At 60.2% G+C, this 18067-nt stretch carries 17 protein-coding genes; 10 read left to right on the top strand and 7 right to left on the bottom strand.

Annotation, left to right across the window (positions count from 1 at the left end; genetic code table 11):
* Positions 1 to 22: 22 nt before the first annotated feature.
* The 5 genes from ABMC88_RS16095 to ABMC88_RS16075 form a co-directional block, all read right to left on the bottom strand.
* Positions 23 to 946, bottom strand: coding sequence for a ParB N-terminal domain-containing protein (locus tag ABMC88_RS16095; protein ID WP_349577905.1), 924 nt, complete (start codon positions 944 to 946; stop codon positions 23 to 25).
* Positions 946 to 2277: an AAA family ATPase gene (locus ABMC88_RS16090; RefSeq protein WP_349577904.1), complete on the bottom strand. Its 1332-nt coding sequence runs from the start codon at positions 2275 to 2277 to the stop codon at positions 946 to 948. Before ABMC88_RS16090 ends, ABMC88_RS16095 begins: the two co-directional genes overlap by 1 nt.
* A 23-nt stretch (positions 2278 to 2300) precedes the next feature.
* Positions 2301 to 3392 (bottom strand): helix-turn-helix domain-containing protein, encoded by a 1092-nt coding sequence (locus ABMC88_RS16085; RefSeq protein ID WP_349577903.1) that lies wholly within the window; start codon positions 3390 to 3392, stop codon positions 2301 to 2303.
* A gap of 128 nt (positions 3393 to 3520) precedes the next feature.
* Positions 3521 to 4585: an ABC transporter ATP-binding protein gene (locus ABMC88_RS16080; protein WP_349577902.1), complete on the bottom strand. Its 1065-nt coding sequence runs from the start codon at positions 4583 to 4585 to the stop codon at positions 3521 to 3523.
* A gap of 12 nt (positions 4586 to 4597) precedes the next feature.
* The gene (locus ABMC88_RS16075) at positions 4598 to 5383 is read right to left on the bottom strand and encodes an IclR family transcriptional regulator (RefSeq protein ID WP_349577901.1); all 786 of its coding nucleotides are present in this window, start codon (positions 5381 to 5383) and stop codon (positions 4598 to 4600) included.
* A gap of 189 nt (positions 5384 to 5572) precedes the next feature.
* Here ABMC88_RS16075 and ABMC88_RS16070 point away from each other — a divergent pair, with 189 nt between their 5' ends.
* Genes ABMC88_RS16070 through ABMC88_RS16030 form a run of 9 tightly spaced genes read left to right on the top strand, consistent with a single transcriptional unit; the run spans position 5573 to position 15740 of the window.
* Positions 5573 to 6811, top strand: coding sequence for an ABC transporter substrate-binding protein (locus ABMC88_RS16070; protein ID WP_349577900.1), 1239 nt, complete (start codon positions 5573 to 5575; stop codon positions 6809 to 6811).
* A 58-nt stretch (positions 6812 to 6869) separates the two neighbouring features.
* Positions 6870 to 7760, top strand: coding sequence for a carbohydrate ABC transporter permease (locus ABMC88_RS16065; protein ID WP_349577899.1), 891 nt, complete (start codon positions 6870 to 6872; stop codon positions 7758 to 7760).
* Positions 7760 to 8608, top strand: a complete 849-nt coding sequence (locus tag ABMC88_RS16060) for a carbohydrate ABC transporter permease (protein WP_349577898.1) — start codon at positions 7760 to 7762, stop codon at positions 8606 to 8608. The genes ABMC88_RS16065 and ABMC88_RS16060 overlap by 1 nt, the downstream gene beginning before the upstream one ends.
* Positions 8605 to 10689 (top strand): alpha-galactosidase, encoded by a 2085-nt coding sequence (locus ABMC88_RS16055; protein WP_349577897.1) that lies wholly within the window; start codon positions 8605 to 8607, stop codon positions 10687 to 10689. The genes ABMC88_RS16060 and ABMC88_RS16055 overlap by 4 nt, the downstream gene beginning before the upstream one ends.
* Before the next feature lie 23 nt (positions 10690 to 10712).
* Complete coding sequence (locus ABMC88_RS16050) at positions 10713 to 11483, top strand: SDR family NAD(P)-dependent oxidoreductase (RefSeq protein WP_349577896.1); 771 nt, start codon at positions 10713 to 10715, stop codon at positions 11481 to 11483.
* The gene (locus ABMC88_RS16045; RefSeq protein WP_349577895.1) at positions 11480 to 12370 is read left to right on the top strand and encodes a 2-dehydro-3-deoxygalactonokinase; all 891 of its coding nucleotides are present in this window, start codon (positions 11480 to 11482) and stop codon (positions 12368 to 12370) included. The genes ABMC88_RS16050 and ABMC88_RS16045 overlap by 4 nt, the downstream gene beginning before the upstream one ends.
* 3 nt (positions 12371 to 12373) lie before the next feature.
* Positions 12374 to 12982: a 2-dehydro-3-deoxy-6-phosphogalactonate aldolase gene (locus ABMC88_RS16040; RefSeq protein ID WP_349577894.1), complete on the top strand. Its 609-nt coding sequence runs from the start codon at positions 12374 to 12376 to the stop codon at positions 12980 to 12982.
* A complete protein-coding gene (locus ABMC88_RS16035) occupies positions 12979 to 13812 on the top strand; it encodes an SMP-30/gluconolactonase/LRE family protein (RefSeq protein WP_349577893.1) in 834 nt (277 codons plus the stop codon). Before ABMC88_RS16040 ends, ABMC88_RS16035 begins: the two co-directional genes overlap by 4 nt.
* On the top strand, positions 13809 to 15740 hold the full coding sequence (locus ABMC88_RS16030; RefSeq protein ID WP_349577892.1) for a beta-galactosidase: 1932 nt from the start codon (positions 13809 to 13811) through the stop codon (positions 15738 to 15740). Before ABMC88_RS16035 ends, ABMC88_RS16030 begins: the two co-directional genes overlap by 4 nt.
* On the opposite strand, the gene ABMC88_RS16025 is transcribed toward ABMC88_RS16030, so the two are convergent.
* Complete coding sequence (locus ABMC88_RS16025; RefSeq protein ID WP_349577891.1) at positions 15737 to 16492, bottom strand: tyrosine-protein phosphatase; 756 nt, start codon at positions 16490 to 16492, stop codon at positions 15737 to 15739. The genes ABMC88_RS16030 and ABMC88_RS16025 overlap by 4 nt on opposite strands.
* 84 nt (positions 16493 to 16576) lie before the next feature.
* Between ABMC88_RS16025 and ABMC88_RS16020 the strand changes: the two genes are divergently transcribed.
* Entirely contained in the window at positions 16577 to 17299 is a 723-nt protein-coding gene (locus ABMC88_RS16020; protein WP_349577890.1) for an SDR family NAD(P)-dependent oxidoreductase, read from the top strand.
* Here ABMC88_RS16020 and ABMC88_RS16015 read toward each other — a convergent pair.
* Positions 17296 to 18054, bottom strand: coding sequence for an MBL fold metallo-hydrolase (locus tag ABMC88_RS16015; RefSeq protein WP_349577889.1), 759 nt, complete (start codon positions 18052 to 18054; stop codon positions 17296 to 17298). The genes ABMC88_RS16020 and ABMC88_RS16015 overlap by 4 nt on opposite strands.
* Positions 18055 to 18067: the final 13 nt, after the last annotated feature.

The following is an 18067-nucleotide window of genomic DNA, read 5'->3' as shown; positions in this document are numbered from 1 at the left end:
TGTCCTTTCGGGCCTGATGCCCTTATTGATTTGTCTTGTCCGCAACCAGATCGGCCACAGCTTTTGCCAGCCATTCCGCATCCACATCCGCCCCTTTGAGCGTCAGCGTCATGGCCCCGCCAGCACCTGATTTAACCGCAACGTTCACGGCGCCACTGGAGGCTTTCACCGCCGGTGCCGCGCTTTTTGGCGGTGCCTTGGGACTGGTGCCGCGCAGCTTTGGGATGATCTCGCGGAAGGCGCGTTTGGGGGTGTTGGCAATGTCCACCTTCGCGATGATCGTGTCGTGCAACTCGACGCAGGCACGTCCGAGTGAGACGTCATTCTGGCTCACTGACAGGCGGGTTGCGATTTCTTGCTGGCTCAGATCCCCAAGTGCGTCAGCGATCAGGCCAACGGACAAAAGCTCTTCGAACCCGCTGAGGTTTTTGCGCATCGTGTTTTCGTGAAACCGCTCCTCCAGATCGGCAAGCGCGGCCTCGCCCTCGACTGTGGCGATAACCGCGATGACCTTGCGGCCCAACGCCTGACAGGCGGCAAGGCGGCGGCGGCCCGACTGGATGATAAACCGCTGCGAGGTTTCCAGCGGCGCATCCGCATCGGGCCGCCACGCGGGATCAACAGGGCGGACGCGAATTGCCTGCGTCTGGCCACGCCGTTCAATGTTTTCAATTAGGGCTTTGAATTCCGGCTCGTCCTGCCAGCCGTCTTGGCGGTCACTGCCTGTGGGGTCTTCGACCTGATCCGGCGCCAGTTCAATCGCGACCGTACCGTTCAGAATTCCGTTGCTGAGTGTTGCGCGGGTGTCGTCCAACCTTTGCCGCAGCATGTTCATCGCGGTGCCGCCCCACATGCCGCCCATGCCCGGCTTGCCGGTTTCGGGGGTATCCACGGCGGATGCGTCATCCCCGATCACAGTCGCGTTCAACTTTCTTTTGCGTGCCATCAGCCCCACCTTTCCTTGATAAACTCATCCGCGAAGCCGCGTGTCGGCAGGTGCGGCAACACCCGCCCGACAAGGCTGTCGTTTACCGCATTCGCATTTGCCATAAACGCCTTGGCCGACGTGCGCCGTGTGCGTGGCGGCAGATATTCATAGATGCTCTTGTACTCCTCCGCCGCATTGGCGATGGCGTCCGAGCGGGTGTACCACACTTGCGAAATCTCGCGGGGGGCGCGGCGGTAGAGGTCTGCAATCTGGTCGGTGTCCTGATTATTCTGCTCCTGCACGATCGTTGGCAGGACCACATGATTGCCGTTGCCGATTTCCAGATCGCCCTCAAAGCCCATGATGAACTCCAGATACTCGCCGATATTGCCGATGTATGTGGCCAGCGTCGCAAGGTCGAAGCCCTTCATCGTTTGCGGCACGACCACACTGTCGGCGGCGATCAACCCGTTCAACTGCATCAGGGTCAGCGAGGGCTGCTGATCGATCACAATCACGTCCAGCGTCTCGGTCAAGGCGGTATCAAAGCGGGCAGGGTCGAACGCGCCCTTTTCGTCGCGCAGATCGGACATGGAGGTGGCAGGCTGGTTGCCATCGCCCCACGCGGTGATTGCATCGCGCAGCACGCGGTAGACAGGCACGCCGCCACGCTGAGACATAAAGAACAGGCTGATGTCGCCGTTCTGGATGTTCGCACCGCCGGGGATCAGCCTCACACCAGGCCACGGGGTAGGGCACCAGATGTCATTCAGCTCGGCCGCTGTCCGTTTGGTCAAATCATCCGCACCGGGATCATCAACGCCCATAAACTCGGCCAGTGTGGGCGTGTCTGGCGCAAAGAGGGGCAGATCGGCATCTGCAAAATACAGGCTGGCCGTGGCCTGCGGGTCGGCGTCGATGATGCCTACACGAAGACCATAGAAAAGCGATAGGTACTGCGCAAAATGCGCCGCCGTCAGAGACTTGCCCGTGCCGCCCTTTTGCGCGCCGAACGTCACAACCTTCAGCGGATCTCCCGCCTGTCGCCAATGCAGGTGGTCACGGCGCGCACCCGGCCTGCTGGCCAGAATTCCGCGGATGGTCAGGATCTCCGAAGGCGAAAAGCTGCGCTCGCGCCCCGTGCGCTCCCCCTCGGGGTAGTGCGGCTCATCCTTGGCGATGCGCGTGAGGTAGGTCGTGTCGACACCCAAGAACTCTGCCACTTCGGTCTGTGAGAACCTTCGCGACACACGCGCCCGCATCGTCAGATCGCGCTGAAGCTTGGTATTTACCTGCGTCATCACGCGACCCATGTTGCGGATGAACTGTTCGAATTGCCCGTATGCCATTTTCTTTATATCCGCGGATATTGCTATGCTGCGACAGTGGAGCGTATCGCCGATGAGGGCAAGCTCCGCAAGTGGAGGTTCCACCGCCGCAGATAGGATTTCAGGAGTTTATGTTCGGTTGCGACGTCACAGGCAGGCGGCATTGCATCAAGCAGCCGCTTCAACTGAAACGCATTCGGAGGGTTTTTCCAATGCGGCTGCCATTGCGCGGCCAAGCACGACATCAACTGGGAAAGCGTGGCGCCGGATGTGATGGCCGAGCTTAGCGTTTGTCCGAGACCTGTAGGAGAATTGAGACCGCGCTCGTCGCAAAACTGCTTTATCGCCGCGTCAATATCCGCGGATATAATCGGCGCAGGCTCGATTCCATCAGGCACCTCCTCTGTGCTGGCAACCAGCGCTTCGCTGGGCCAGGTATCAAACGTAGGGTAGGGCGCGTTGCCCACGGCACGCTTCCAATCAGAGACTAAACAGGCGAATTTACCCAAACCCTGTTTGTTTTTATGAATATGATTTTTAGTTTCTAACGGGCGTTCACTGGGCTGAACTCTGCGTTCAGGCTTTTGGACGGGTGCGGCGACCTTGCGTTCCTTGCCCAGCCCTGCGCGCCACTCTTTCCAGAAAGTCACTGTGTAGCGCAGGCGGTAGTTGTAGCCGTTTGCCATCTTCTGCTCTTGTGTGGTTAGCACGTCGGCTTCGCGCAATTCGGCGATATAGCCGGACACGGCAGCGCGGGATCTGCCCAGTCGGCGACCAAGTTGTGCGAGGGAGGGCCAGCATTGGCCTGAAACATTAGCCATGCGGCAAAGCTCGGCCAATGTGCGAAAGGCACCGGGGGATAGATCCAGATCAAACAGGGCGACAGGAAAGGCAACGAAGCCTTTGCTTGGATCGCAATCAATATTTTTAGACATAAAAGCTCCATGCACCGCAGGCAGGGCTTGCGGCGATTCGGGCGCGATGATACTGTCGGGTACAAGAAATCGGACAGTGTCAAAGACGACATTGACGAGAGGGGCTCGGATGGCTGCAACCATTCGAGCCTTTTGTTTTATGGTGTATGCTGGATGCGCTGCTCCTCCATGACCGGTTTTACCTACAAGCCCACCAGCCATGATTTTTCATGTGCGATGATGTGCCGACTGCCTCTGAGAGGGTGTATCCCCTCTTAGTCCCTGTATTAGGTCAGGTTTCGTGCAAAACGCAATGACTAATCTTGTGGAGGCCGACATCTAGTTGGGCGTTAGCGAATTCGGGCCTCGGATTTTGCGTCAAACAAAATCATATCAGACGTGTCGAATTGCAGGCTCAGGCCAGTTTTTTCGGGGGTTTCATCGCCGCCGCGTGTCTCGACCACGATCCGCTCTTTGGTCGGGGTGGTGAGGTAGTCATAGGACACGCCGCCCAGATGTTCGCGGATGTCGAGCGTGATGGGGCTGTCGGGTGCCGCAGTCGTTGACAGAATTTGCGGACGCAGGCCGACAAAGACTTCGGTGCCATTCGGAGGCAGGGTGACCGGCGCATCGAGAAGCTCGCTTCCTAATGCCGGCACGGACAGTTTGCCGTGCGTCACAACACCGCGCAAAAAGTTCATCGCAGGCGAGCCGATGAAGCCAGCCACAAATTTATTGTCGGGATCGTTGTACAGGCTGATGGGGGAGCCGACCTGCTCGATCCGCCCCGCCCGCAGCACGACGATTTTATCGGCCAGCGTCATCGCCTCGACCTGATCATGAGTGACATAGATCATGGTCGCGCCGATTTCATTGTGAAGGCGGGCAATCTCGACCCGCATGTCGACGCGCAATTCGGCATCGAGGTTCGAGAGCGGCTCGTCGAACAGGAACACATCGGGGCCGCGCACGATGGCGCGTCCAATGGCAACACGCTGGCGTTGCCCGCCCGACAGGGCCTTGGGCTTGCGCTTTAGGTAATCGTCGAGTTGCAGGATCGCCGACGCCCGCGCCACCTTCTCCTTGATCTCGGCCTTGGGCACGCCGTTCATCTTGAGGCCAAAGCCCATGTTCTCTTCAACGCTCATATGTGGATAAAGCGCATAGGTCTGGAACACCATCGCCACACCGCGGTCCGAAGGCTCCGCATGGGTCACGTCACGGTCCCCTATGTGGATGGTGCCGCCGCTGGTTTCCTCCAGCCCCGCGACCATGCGCAGCAGGGTGGATTTACCGCAGCCCGAAGGGCCGACGAACACGCAGAACTCTCCGTGTTCGATTTCCAGGTCAATGCCGTGGATGACTTGGGTCTCGCCGTATTTTTTGATCGCATTGTGCAGGGTGACGCCGGACATGGGGGAGGGCTCCTATGGGTGTGCGGGAAATTGCCAGTCTTGCGCCACTTGCCGTACGTGTGCGCAGCTGCGCAGTAGGGCAGGGCGGAAGGCCGTCAAATCCTCAAGGGTGTTCTGGGTGGTTGATGTCGCAATAGACAGCGCGCCGATCACGCGGTCTGATTTGCCCAAAATGGGCGCTGCGATCGAGATAATGCCAAGCTGGTGTTCCTCGCGGTCGAAGGCCACGCCGTCACGGGCGATCTGGTCCAGCTCTGTGAGAAGGCTGTCGCTGCTCGTATGCGTGTGTGGCGTGTAGGCAAGGAAAGCTTGTTGTTGCAGGGCGCGGTCGCGGCGTTCTTCGGACATAAAGGCAAGGATCGCTTTGCCCACGCCGGTGCAGAAGGCAGGCGCCACGCGTCCGGGTTGGGCGAGTGTTTCGAACATCGGACTGGCGCGGCGTTTGTCGACAAAGATCACCTGCCCGTTGTCGATCTGCGCCAGATGCACGGTTTCGCCCACCTCATCGGCCAGCGCCTCGACCATGGGGGCGGCCAGCGGCGCGAGCGAGCTTTGCCCCCACGCGGTATGGGCCAGCTGCACCAGCCGCAAGCCCAGATGATATGTTTGCGTCTCCGGGGCATAGGCCAGCAGGCGTTGGTGGGTCAGCGTCTGCAAAAACCGGTAAAGTGTCGCTTTGGGGTGGGGGCTGTGTTCCAGCAACTCGGAAAAGCGCACGGGGCGGCCAAAGCCTGCAACGGCGTCCAGAACGTCCATTGCCTTGCCCACTGTGCCGTCGCTTTTCACGTGGCTGTTCATCCCGCTCCCCCTGCGTGTCACCTTGATCATCTGTTGCCTGCGCGTGTGGCCCCAAGGTTGTCGTTGACAGGCTATGTCTCCTGCCGCATATTTTCAATAGTTGAGATTGGGTTTCATTATGTGGAACCAAACGGGAAGCTGCGAGGGCGACTTAATCGCCCCGCGCAACAGAAATTCAGGGAGGACTATATGTTCAAGACAACCAAGACGCTTGTCGCCGCATTGGCCACAAGCACCATCATGACAGCCGCCGCTTTCGCAGGCGAGCTGGTGATCAACACCGACACATCCGACCCCGCGCCCAAACAGGCGTTTCAGGAAGTGATCGACGGCTTCAAAGCCGAGAACCCCGACATCAACGTCACATGGAACCTGTTTGACCACGAGGGCTACAAAACCTCGATACGCAACTTTTTGACAGCCGACGCGCCTGATCTGGCCAACTGGTACGCGGGCAACCGCATGTTGCCTTACGTCAACGCGGGTCTGTTCGAGGCCGTTGATGACGTTTGGGATGAAAACAACCTGCACGACCAGCTGGCCTCGGCCAAAGGGTCGATGACCATCGACGGCAAAATTTGGGGTGTGCCGTACACCTATTACCAGTGGGGCATCTACTACCGCAAAGACATCTTTGAAGAGCAGGGCATCGCCGTTCCGACCAACTGGGATGAGTTCAAGGCAGCGGGCGAGACGCTGAAGGCCGCAGGCGTGACACCAATCACCATTGGCACAAAATATCTGTGGACTGCTGGCGGTGTCTTTGACTACCTCAACCTGCGCACCAACGGCTACGACTTCCACATGGCGCTGACCAAAGGCGAAGTCGCATGGACCGATGACCGCGTCAAAGCGACGATGGCCAACTGGAAAGAGCTGCTGGACGCGGGTTTCTTCATCGAAAACCACGCCGCCTATTCATGGCAGGAAGCACTGGCACCGATGGTGCAGGGCGAAGCAGCGATGTACGTCATGGGTAACTTTGCCGTGGCGCCGCTGCGCGAAGCGGGCCTGACGGACGATCAACTGGGCTTTATGCAGTTCCCGATGATCAACCCCGATGTGCCGATGGCCGAAGAAGCGCCCACCGACACCATCCACCTGACAGCCAACGGCAAGAACAAAGAGAACGGCAAGAAATTCCTCGCCTATCTTGCCCGTGCCGATGTGCAGACCCAGATCAACGAAACTCTGGGCCAACTGCCGATCAACTCAGGCTCTAGCGTTGGGGACGACAAGTTCCTGAAAGCGGGCTACGAGATGCTGAGCAATACCGACGGGGGCATCGCGCAATTCTTTGACCGTGACGCACCGGCCGAGATGGCCAAGGCAGGCATGGAAGGGTTCCAGGAATTTATGGTCAAGCCCGAGCGTCTGGACAAAATCCTCGAGCGTCTGGAAAAACTGCGCCAGCGCATGAACAAGTAAGCAACCACTGCGCCCCTGCCTGATCTGGCGGGGGCGCTTGTACGTCTTGGGGGGCACTATGCAAAGCTATTGGAAACGCAACCAGCAGCGTTTGGCGCCGTGGATATTCCTCGCCCCCGGCATATTCATGTTCTGTGTCTATGTGATCTTCCCGATCTTCCAGTCGGTCAGCCTGTCGTTTTACGAATGGGACGGTTTGGGCGAAAAGACCTATGTCGGGGCCGAAAACTATATCGAACTGATGGACGACGAGGACTTCTATACCTCGCTCAAGAACAACGTGATCTGGCTGGTGCTCTATATGCTCGCGATTCCTGCGGGGCTGTTTGTGGCGCTGTTCCTGAACCAGACCGTGCGCGGCATCCGTATCTACAAATCGCTGTTCTTCTTTCCCTTTGTGATTTCCCAAGTGGTCGTGGGCCTTGTCTTCTCGTGGTTTTATGACCCCAGCTACGGCTTGCTGAACATCTTCCTTGGCGTCTTTGGCGTTGATCCCATCGCCGTGCTCGCGGACGAGCGGTATGTGACCTACGGCATCATCGCCGCAGGCCTGTGGCCGCAGACGGCCTATTGCATGATCTTGTATCTCACCGGCCTTAACGCCGTGGACCCCGAACAGATCGAGGCGGCGCGCCTTGATAATGCCAAAGGGGTCAAAATGCTGTGGTATGTGATCCTGCCCCAGCTCAAGCCTGCGACATTTATCGCCGTCGTCGTCACGATCATCGGGGCGTTGCGGTCCTTCGACCTTATCTCGATCATGACGGACGGGGGGCCATACGGCACCTCCAGCGTGCTGGCGTTCTACATGTATGAACAAGCCTTCAGCGAATATGGCTTCCGCATGGGGTACGGGGCGGCCATAGCCGTGGTCTTGTTCCTGATCATGATGGTCTATATCGCCTTCTTCCTGTTCAAAATGTATCGCGACGAGAGGGGGGGCCACTGATGTTCCCGATGCCGATTGAAAAGACCTCTGCGCGGGCGCAATGGGGGTACAAGGTGGCGCTGCCGCTTGTCCTGATCTTGTGGTTACTGCCGCTGATTGCTGTCGCGATGACCTCGGTCCGCTCGGCGGGCGATATCACGGCGGGCAACTATTGGGGCTGGCCTACGTCATTCAACATGCTGGCCAACTACACCGCTATTTTCGAGAATACGCCCATCGGCAAATACATCCTCAACAGTTTCAAAGTGACAATCCCCACGGTGATTGGTGCTGTGGCTTTGTCGTGCATGACGGGATTTGCGCTGGGGGTGTATCGTTTCAAGGCGAACTTGCTGATCTTTTTCATGTTCGTCGCGGGCAACTTCATCCCCTTCCAGATCCTCATGGTGCCGGTGCGCGACCTCACGCTGGATCTGGGGATCTACAATACCATTTCGGGTTTGGCGCTGTTCCATATCGCGTTTCAAACGGGGTTTTGTACGCTCTTCATGCGCAATTTCATCCGCGCCCTGCCGCGTGAGTTGATCGAAGCGGCGCGGGTCGAAGGAGTCTCGGAATTCCAGATATTCTGGTATGTGGTCCTGCCCCTGATGAAGCCCGCGATCGCGGCGTTGTCGGTGCTGATCTTTACCTTCATCTGGAACGATTATTTCTGGGCCACGGTCCTGACCCAAGGCGCAGATACGCAGCCCATCACGGCAGGGCTCTATTCGCTGAACGGGCAGTGGGTGGCGCAGTGGCATCTGGTCTCGGCGGGGTCCATCGTCGCGGCGATGCCGCCGGTGCTGATGTTCTTTGCAATGCAAAAGCATTTCATCGCGGGCCTTACCTTGGGCGCTGTGAAATGATGCAGACATGGCGGTTGGACGGGGCGGAGCAAACGCTGGTGATTGCCGTGCGCGGCGCGGCCATGGCCGAGGTTGTCTATTGGGGGGCGGCTCTGCCTGCGTCTGACGATCTGCAAACCGTCGCTGGGGCAGGGGGGCTGGACGTGACGGGCGGAATGCTTGACGCCAATCCCGCCCTGTCGATTTGCCCTGATGCCAACACCAATTTTCCGGGGCAGGTGGGGCTGATCCTGCGCAGCTTTGACGGCGCGGCCTTGCATCCCGTGTTTACGTTTCATCACGCGGAAGAGGGGCAGGGAAGCGTCAAGCTGCACTATACCGATGACGCCCTTGGCCTAAGATACACGGCCAGTTTCGCGCTCGACCCCGACACGGCCATGATCACGGCCCAAGCGGCGCTAAGCTCTGATACGCCACTGCGCCTCGACTGGCTCGCCGCCCCCGTTCTGCCCGCCCCGCAGCACAGCGCCGAGATGATAGATTTCTCGGGCCGCTGGGTGGGCGAGTTCCAGACCAATACTATCCCGTGGAGTGCTGGCATCCGCCTGCGCGAATCCCGCACCGGCCGCACGGATCACGCGCATTTTCCCGCGCTCATCGTGCCGTGCTTGGGGTCGACGAACACGGGCGGCGATACCTATGCGCTGCACTATGGCTGGTCCGGTGGCCACCGTATGATCGCGGAAGAGCTGCCCGACGGGCGCCGCCAAATCCAGTTTGGCCATGCGTCCGGATCACGTACCGCCCCCGCCACGCAGTTCCAGACTGCCCCGCTTTATGCCACATATTCCCCGCGTGGTCTGAATGGCTGCGCCACGACTTTTCAGCGCCATCTGCGCGACCGCGTCATTCCCAAAACCGCCCACACCCGCCCGCGTCCTGTGCACTACAACTGCTGGGAAGCGGTCTATTTCGATCACGACATGGCTACGCTCAAAGACCTAGCCACCCGCGCCGCCGATCTGGGGGCAGAGCGCTTTGTGCTGGATGACGGCTGGTTCGGGCAGCGCGATGATGACACGACCTCGCTGGGCGATTGGCAGGTTGACCCGCGCAAATACCCCGACGGGCTGACCCCGCTCATCGACCATGTGAAATCGCTGGGCATGTCCTTTGGTCTGTGGTTCGAGCCGGAGATGATGAACCCTGTCTCTAATCTATACCGCACCCATCCCGACTGGATTCTGGGCGCGCCTGACCAGCTTCTGGGTCGCCAGCAGATGGTGCTGGATATGGCCCGCGAAGACGTGCGTGACCACCTCTTTGATGCGATCAGCGGTGTATTGGCCGCGCATGACATTTCCTATGTCAAATGGGACCACAACCGCGTCCTGCCTGTGGCGGATGCCGCCCAAGCGGCAGGCACTTACGCATTGATTGACCGCTTAACCCGCGCCCACCCGCAGGTCGAGATTGAAAGCTGCGCCTCGGGCGGTGGCCGAATTGATTTTGGCATCCTTGCACGAACGGGCCGCGTCTGGCTGTCCGACAGCAATGACGCCCGCGAGCGGCTGCGCATCCAGCATAACGCCGCGCTGTTCTTGCCCGCTGATGTAACAGGCAGCCATGTCGGCCCACGCCAGTGCCACACCTCGGGCCGCATCTTCGATATACGGTTTCGTGCATGGGTCGCCGCCCAACGCCACATGGGGTTCGAGATGGACCCACGGGAGTTGACGCCCGAAGAAGCGGCCATTCTGCGCGAGGTCACGCAATGGTGGAAAGACAACCGCGACTGGCGTAGCGGGGCGGACATTCTGCGTCTCGATAGTGCGGATCCGGCGGTGATTGCCGAGCAGCAACAGTCAGCCGACGGGTCGCGTTTCGTCGTTTTCGCAGGCGTTGCCGATACCTCGGCGCAGATGGTGCCACGCCCGCTGCGGCTGTGCGGGCTTGAGGCCGAGGCGACATACAGCCTATCCTTGCGCAATGGCGCGGATGCACCGGGCCTGTCGCGTGGAATGCCCTTGCTAAAAGAGCGCAGCATCGACATCAGCGGCGCATATCTGATGCACCACGGGATCACGCTGCCGTGGTCGTTCCCCGATACCATGTGGGTCATCGAGGGCCGCAAAGTTTGACACAAAACACAGGAGCCGCCCCGATGCAGGCCATTTTCCCCGATCTCAAAGATAAAAGCGTTTTCATCACGGGCGGTGGCTCTGGCATCGGTGCAGAGCTGACCGACGGGTTTATGGCCCAAGGCGCAAAGGTGGCGTTTGTACAGCGCTCGCCCGCTGGTGAATTCTGCGACGCGATGGAAGAAAAACACGGCCAGCGTCCGATGTTTATGCCCTGTGATATCAGTAACACAGACAGCCTGAAGGCCGCGATCGCCCAAGCGGACGAGGCGCATGGCCCGGTTACTATCCTCATCAACAACGCCGCCAATGACGCGCGCCACACGACTGAACAAGTGGATGAGGAGATGTGGGAGAAAAACACTGGCGTGAACCTGAAACCCTACTTTTTCGCCTGTCAGACAGTTGCGCAGAATATGCGTGCCGCAGGGGGCGGCGCAATCGTGAATATGTCCTCGATCAGCTACATCATGGGCAATGGTGACTACCCGCTGTACGTTATGGCGAATGGCGGGATCACCGCGCTGACCCGTGGCCTTGCGCGGGAGTTGGGGCCGGATGGCATCCGCGTGAACGCGCTGGCACCCGGGTGGGTCAAGACCGACAAACAGGCCCGCGAACACGGCTTTGATGATGTCGATGTGCAAAACGCTCACCTTGAAAAACAGTGTCTAAAGCGTGTTATCGCACCCGAGGATATTGTCGGGCCGGTGCTGTTTCTGGCCTCTGATACCTCCGCAATGATGACGGGGCAGTTGATGGCCGTCGATGGCGGCGTGGTCGTCACAGGATGAGCTGGGTTGCCGTAGACTGGGGCACAAGCCGCCTGCGCGCTTGGGTGCATGACGGTGATGATGTCACCGCGCTCAGCTCTGATGCGGGGATGGGAACGCTTGAGCCTGACGCTTTCGAGAAAGCGCTCATCCTTTTGATTGAGCCGTATTTGAGCGCAGATAAGGTAACGCCCGTGATTTGCTGCGGCATGGTTGGCGCACGCCAAGGCTGGGCCGAGGCCGCCTATGCGCCTGTGCCTGCCGCGCCGCCCGATGCGAACGGAGCTTTGCGGGTTGCCTCAGATGATCCACGGATCGAGGTCTATATCCTGCCCGGCATGTCACAGGCAAAACCCGCCGACGTGATGCGCGGTGAGGAGACACAGATTGCAGGGCTGATCGCCATCCGCCCCGACTTTGACGGTGTGCTGTGCCTGCCCGGCACCCATACGAAATGGGCGCATATCAGCGCGGGCGAAATCGTGAGCTTTGCCACCTTTATGACAGGTGAGATGTTTGCGCTGCTGTCGGGACAATCGGTTCTGCGCCACAGCCTTGGCGGCGATGGTTGGGACGATGACGCATTCACCACTGCCGTCACGGACGCAATGGCGCGGCCCGAACGGATCGGCTCCTCCCTGTTTTCCTTGCGGGCTGCATCGCTGTTGGAAGACTTGCCGCCCGCCACAGCGCGTGCGCGTTTGTCTGGCACGCTCATCGGGGTCGAGCTGGCGGCGGCGCGGCCCTACTGGCTGGGCCGCGAGGTTGTGTTGATCGGCGATCAAACGGTAACGTCGCCCTACGCCGCCGCCCTGTCTGCGCAAGGGGTCACCGCCGCCTGCGCCCCTGCGGATGAACTGACATTGCACGGCCTGCGCCGCGCCCATGCCACCTTGAAAGAGAGCTGAGATATGAGCCGCCCTTTGATCGCCATTCTGCGTGGCGTCACCCCCGACGAAGTCGTCCCCATCGGTCAAGCGATTATCAACGCAGGCATCACCACGATCGAAGTGCCGCTTAACTCGCCCGATCCCTTCACGTCGATCGGCAAGCTTGCGCAGGCATTTGGCGCGGAGGCCCTGATTGGTGCCGGCACAGTTCTGGATGTGACCCAAGTCGGCCAAGTGGCCGAGGCCGGCGGGAAGATCGTCGTGTCGCCCGACTGTAACCCCGCCGTGATTGAGGCCACCAAAGCGGCGGGTATGCAAAGCTTTCCCGGCGTGATGACCCCGACCGAAAGCTTCGCCGCGCTGCGTCACGGTGCCGACGGGCTGAAGTTCTTTCCCGGTAATCTGATCGGGCCATCGGGCCTCAAGGCGCTGCGTGCTGTCTTGCCGCCGGAAGTGGCGTGTTATGCCGTGGGTGGTGCCGCGCCCGATAACTTTGGCCTCTGGCTAGAGGCGGGTGCCGCGGGGTTTGGCATCGGCAGCGGGCTTTACCGCGCAGGGTTTGACGTCGAACAGGTGGCGCGGCGGGCGCAGACCATCGTCTCGGCCTATGACGCGCTGGTGGCGGCATGAGCATTTTCGATCCAACCGTTTGCACCCTTGGCGAAGGGCCGCTGTGGCACCCTGAACGCCAGTCGCTGTTCTGGTTCGACATCATCGAAAAGCGGCTGTATGGCGAGGGGCAGGTGCGGCAATTCGACGAACATGTCTCGGCTGCGGGGTGGATCGACCACGACAGGCTGTTGATCGCATCCGAGCGGCAGCTGTTCACCTACAACCTTGAGACGGGAGCGCAAGATCACGTGGCCCCGTTGGAGGCTGAAAACCCCGTGACCCGCTCCAACGACGGGCGGGCGGACCCTTATGGGGGTTTCTGGATCGGCTCGATGGGCAAGCAGGCCGAGCGCGGGGCAGGGGCGATCCATCGCTACTATCGCGGCACGGTGGAGACGCTATTTGACAACATAACAGTCTCTAACGCGATCTGCTTTTCGCCCGACGGGCAGTTTGCCCACTATACGGATACACCGACGCGCAGAGTGATGCGCGTCTCATTGGATGCAGAAGGCTGGCCCAAAGGCGCGCCTGAGGAATTCGTCAACACCAGCGCAGAAAAGCTGCACCCCGACGGGGCGGTCGTTGATGCCGAAGGCTGTTTGTGGGTGGCACAATGGGGCGCATCGCGCGTGGCGCGCTATGACACCAACGGCGATTTTATGGGCGCGGTCAGCGTCCCTGCACGGCAAGCAAGCTGCCCCACGTTCGGCGGCCCCGACCTCAGCACGCTCTACGTTACATCGGCAACGGCGGGGATGGGAGATGCGGCGGGCACGGATGACGGCAAAACCTTTGCAATAGAGACGCAAGCACGCGGCCAGCGCGAACATAGGGTGATTTTATGACCACACAAAAACGAACCCTCGGGGTGTGCTATTACCCCGAACACTGGCCCCGCAAAATCTGGGAAGAGGACGCCGCACGGATGGTAGAGGCGGGCCTGACGTGGGTCCGCATCGGTGAATTTGCCTGGTCGCGGCTGGAGCCGTCACAAGGCGATTACCGTTTTGGCTGGCTTGATGACGCGATAGAGGTGCTGGGTAAGGCGGGTCTGAAGGTTGTCTTGGGTACACCCACCGCCACGCCGCCGCGCTGGATTGTCGACAAACATCCCGACATGCTGGCGGTGGATGTTGACGGGCGGCCGCGTGGCTTTGGTTCGCGCCGCCATTACTGTTTCAGTCACGAAGGGTATAAGGCGGAGGCTGCAAAAATTGTGCAGCTGATGACCGAACGCTATGGCCGCAACCCTTATGTGGCGGCATGGCAGACGGACAACGAATACGGGTGCCACGCCACGACAATTTCTTATTCGGTGCCCGCACGCGATGCGTTTCGCGACTGGCTTAGGGGCCGCTATGGCGATGACATCGCCGCGCTGAATGAGGCGTGGGGCAATGTGTTCTGGTCGATGGACTATGACAGCTTTGACCAGATCGAATTGCCGAACCTCACCGTAACAGAGCCTAATCCAGCCCACAGCCTTGCATTTCGCCGGTTCAGCTCGGATCAGGTTGTGGCGTTCAACCGTGCGCAGGTCGAGATTATTCGCGCCCATTCGGGCCTGCCGATTGCCCATAACTACATGGGTAAGATCACCGACTTTGACCACTTTGCCGTGGGCGCTGATCTGGATATCGCAAGCTGGGACGCCTACCCGCTGGGCTTTCTGGACGAAAGCACCAGCTTTGATCCGGCGCACAAGCAAGCCTATGCGCGGCAGGGCGATCCCGATTTTCAGGCCTTTCACCATGATCTGTACCGTGCCGTTGGCAAGGCGGGAACAGGCGGTGGCCGATGGTGGGTGATGGAGCAACAACCAGGCCCCGTAAACTGGGCCCCGCACAACCCCGCGCCCTTGCCCGGAATGGTGCGCCTGTGGACATGGGAAGCTTTCGCTCACGGAGCCGAGGCGGTGTGTTATTTCCGCTGGCGGCAGGCTCCTTTTGCGCAAGAGCAGATGCACGCGGGCCTCTTGCGCCCCGACAGCGAAGAGGCCGCTGGCATGGCCGAAGTCTATGCCGTCGCCGAGGAGCTTTCCTCGGCTCCTGATGCACATGCGGTTCAGGCACCTGTTGCCCTGATGTTCGATTATGATGCTGATTTTGCGTGGAAGGTGCAGCCACACGCGCAAGGCCTCAGTTATTTCGAGCTGGTCTTTGCCCACTACCGCGCGCTGCGCAAGCTGGGCTTGTCGGTGGATATTGTGCCGCCCACCACGCAGGATTTTTCGGGTTACAGCCTCGTGCTGGTGCCGGGGATGATGCATGTAAGCGGCGCGTTAAAAGCGGCGCTGAATGCGGCAGAAATTCCTGTCGTCTTGGGGCCGCGCACAGGTGCGCGCACATCCGAGATGTCGATTCCAGTGCCGCTGCCCCCTGCGTGGTCGGGTCTGGACATCACCGTTACGGCCGTCGAAAGCATAAGGCTGCAAACGCCCGTCCCGCTTGCGCAGGGCGGCGCGTTTGTAAGCTACCGCGAGATGATCGAGAGCGGCGAGGCCGAAGTGCTCGAGCAAACAGGCGATGGCTGGCCCGCGTGGCTGCGCCAAGGGCATTTGAATTATCTCGCGGGTTGGGGTGACATGGACGCGCTGTGCCGCATTCTGGCGAGTATCTGCGAAGGGGCAGGGGTGCAAACCACTGTGCTGCCCGACGGATTGCGCTGCCGCGACACGGGGCGCGAGCGTTTCTGGTTCAACTACGACACCCATGCGCATCAGATCGACGGGCAGTTCTTTGGCCCCGTATCGGTCACGCGGCAGGCGCTTTAGCCTGTCAGCCCCAGCCGCGCTTGAAGCCGTGCCAGCACATCGTTTGGCACGGCAATATCATCGAAATACCCCATGACAGAGCCGTATTTGCCGTCAATATGCGCCAGCATCCCCGCCATAGCTTCCGAGGGGCTTTCGAGCAAAGTGGCGTAGCTTTCCACATCGCCCCCATTGGCGCGGGCACGGCTGAGGAAGCCTGCCACAAGGTCGGGGATATGGGCGGCGGTCAGGGTGTAGTCCTCGATAATATCGGCGGGGGCGGTACCAGCCAGCCCCAGCAGCAGGGCGGCAATGATGCCAGTGCGGTCTTTGCCTGCGGTGCAGTTGAACATCACGGTGCCTGCCTCGATCTGCGCCAGTCGGGTGAGGATGGTACAGATTGCCGGCCCTCGCGTCTCGATCGCGGTGATATACATGGTCAACAGCGGGTGGCCGTCGGGCACCTCGACTTCAGCCAACGCGGCGGGCGATAGCGCATCAAACAGCGGCAGGTTCACCCAGTCGATACCGCGCAGCGGTTCGAACCGGCTGGGCGCATCGCGGACCTCGCGGGCGGTGCGCAGATCAATCACCATGCGCAGGCCCTCGAACTGCATCCGCTCTGCCTCGCCATGCTCAAGCTGGTGCAGGCAGTCGGCGCGCAGGAAATGGCGCCACGGGATCGGCGCACCAGCGGCATTGAGGTAGCCGCCAAGGTCGCGGACATTGCACGCGCCGCGCAGGGTGAGGGTTCGGTCAGGGGTATGGCTCATGATAAACCCCTAGACCGCGCAGCGCAGGGGTTCAAGAACGCGCTGCATCTGCGTAGGGTGCGGCAGGTTAAGGGAGAATATTCGATGACAAGAGTTGCAGTGGTCACGGGCGCGGCTGGCGGGATGGGGCGGGCCATCGTGGAAAAGCTGATCGCAGACGGTTTGCATGTAATCGGCCTTGATATCGATGCGGGCGGTCTTGACGAGATGGCGAGCGATGGTTTTGACGGTATTGTTACGGACCTCACCAGTAAGCCAGCGATTGCCGCTGCCTTTGCCCGGATCGCCGCGCAACACGGCGGGGTCGATGCTTTGGTCAACAATGCCGGCACTTGTTTCATGTCCGAATTTCCCGACATTCCCGAGGATGAGTTCGAGCGGCAGATGGCGCTCAACTTCTCGGGCGCGTTCCATTGCTGTCAGGCGGCGATCAAGCTGATGGCGGAGCGGGACGGCGTGCGCAAAATCGTCAACATCTCGTCCAACGGGGCGTATAATTTCGATGCGTTTGATCCGCCGCATTACCGTGCGTCCAAGGCCGCCCTCGATACGCTGACAAAAGACCTTGCCCGCCGCTATGCCACGGAGAAAATCGCCGTGAACTCTATTGCACCCGCGATGACGGAAACGCCGCTGTTCGGAGTGGTGAGCAAAGAGGTGCTGGACAATGCCATTGCGCAAATGCCCCATGGCCGTGCGATGCAGCCGTCCGAGATTGCCGCATGGGTGAGTTTTCTGATCTCACCCGCCGGAGATGTCTCCAGCGGGAATGTGATCATCCTCAATCAAGGCCGCGATGTGCGTTAGGTGAACCAGTCGGGCGCTTTGCGCAGGGTTGGCCATTGCTCGGGCGAGTGGCCATAGATCACCATGGCATCCTTTGCGCGGGCCATCTCAAGTATCCGCGCTCCGTGGTGGATGGCGAGTGGTACGTCCCATGACCCCGCAAAGCCCTCGTCCACCTCTGACGCACGGCTGATCGCATCAGAGGTGAGCAGGACAGCACCCGTCTGCGGTAACTCCAACATAAAAGCCAATTGTCCGGGCGCATGACCGGGGCAGAGCAGCACGTCGAACCCGTCGCCCAAGGCAAAGTCCTGCGTCACCGTGATATACTCCGCATCGGGCCAGTCGAGCGGCTGTTTGCCCGACCAATACATCGGCTTTGGCAAATCACGCTCGGCCCGCGCGATCAGGATGGGGGCGTGGGGGCATAGGTCCATGTGGCCGACGTGGTCGATGTGGGTGTGGCTTTGGATCATCAGGGTGATGTCGCGTGGGGTCAGCCCCAGCTTGGCCAGTTGCGCGGCTGGCATATTGTCGGGCGTGACCGACAGCACGCGGCCAAAGCTCCCCAACGCGTCCTCATCCGTGGCGGCCTGCGCGTCGATGGCGTATTTTGCGGGAAAGCCTGTGTCGATCAGCACTGTCTCATCCGCGTCGGTCTGGATCACGTATCCGCAAATCCCGATCACGCGGCCATTGGCATGGACTTGGAACAGGCCATAATCCAGCACGGCAAGACGAATGGGTTTGCCCTTGAGGCGCACATGGTTTTTCATGGGCAAAGCAAAC

Origin of the sequence: Sulfitobacter aquimarinus (genome assembly GCF_040149565.1) — a bacterium.
Classification (GTDB): Bacteria; Pseudomonadota; Alphaproteobacteria; order Rhodobacterales; family Rhodobacteraceae; genus Sulfitobacter; species Sulfitobacter aquimarinus.
This window is presented reverse-complemented; position numbering and strand designations above follow the sequence as displayed.

Coding starts and splice junctions, on each gene's coding strand:
- ABMC88_RS16050 (WP_349577896.1), top strand. CDS start 10,713: ATGCAGGCCATTTTCCCCGATCTCAAAGATAAAAGCGTTTTCATCACG.
- ABMC88_RS16055 (WP_349577897.1), top strand. CDS start 8,605: ATGATGCAGACATGGCGGTTGGACGGGGCGGAGCAAACGCTGGTGATT.
- ABMC88_RS16020 (WP_349577890.1), top strand. CDS start 16,577: ATGACAAGAGTTGCAGTGGTCACGGGCGCGGCTGGCGGGATGGGGCGG.
- ABMC88_RS16060 (WP_349577898.1), top strand. CDS start 7,760: ATGTTCCCGATGCCGATTGAAAAGACCTCTGCGCGGGCGCAATGGGGG.
- ABMC88_RS16085 (WP_349577903.1), bottom strand. CDS start 3,392: ATGGCTGGTGGGCTTGTAGGTAAAACCGGTCATGGAGGAGCAGCGCAT.
- ABMC88_RS16090 (WP_349577904.1), bottom strand. CDS start 2,277: ATGGCATACGGGCAATTCGAACAGTTCATCCGCAACATGGGTCGCGTG.
- ABMC88_RS16035 (WP_349577893.1), top strand. CDS start 12,979: ATGAGCATTTTCGATCCAACCGTTTGCACCCTTGGCGAAGGGCCGCTG.
- ABMC88_RS16080 (WP_349577902.1), bottom strand. CDS start 4,585: ATGTCCGGCGTCACCCTGCACAATGCGATCAAAAAATACGGCGAGACC.
- ABMC88_RS16065 (WP_349577899.1), top strand. CDS start 6,870: ATGCAAAGCTATTGGAAACGCAACCAGCAGCGTTTGGCGCCGTGGATA.
- ABMC88_RS16070 (WP_349577900.1), top strand. CDS start 5,573: ATGTTCAAGACAACCAAGACGCTTGTCGCCGCATTGGCCACAAGCACC.
- ABMC88_RS16030 (WP_349577892.1), top strand. CDS start 13,809: ATGACCACACAAAAACGAACCCTCGGGGTGTGCTATTACCCCGAACAC.
- ABMC88_RS16045 (WP_349577895.1), top strand. CDS start 11,480: ATGAGCTGGGTTGCCGTAGACTGGGGCACAAGCCGCCTGCGCGCTTGG.
- ABMC88_RS16015 (WP_349577889.1), bottom strand. CDS start 18,054: ATGAAAAACCATGTGCGCCTCAAGGGCAAACCCATTCGTCTTGCCGTG.
- ABMC88_RS16095 (WP_349577905.1), bottom strand. CDS start 946: ATGGCACGCAAAAGAAAGTTGAACGCGACTGTGATCGGGGATGACGCA.
- ABMC88_RS16025 (WP_349577891.1), bottom strand. CDS start 16,492: ATGAGCCATACCCCTGACCGAACCCTCACCCTGCGCGGCGCGTGCAAT.
- ABMC88_RS16075 (WP_349577901.1), bottom strand. CDS start 5,383: ATGAACAGCCACGTGAAAAGCGACGGCACAGTGGGCAAGGCAATGGAC.
- ABMC88_RS16040 (WP_349577894.1), top strand. CDS start 12,374: ATGAGCCGCCCTTTGATCGCCATTCTGCGTGGCGTCACCCCCGACGAA.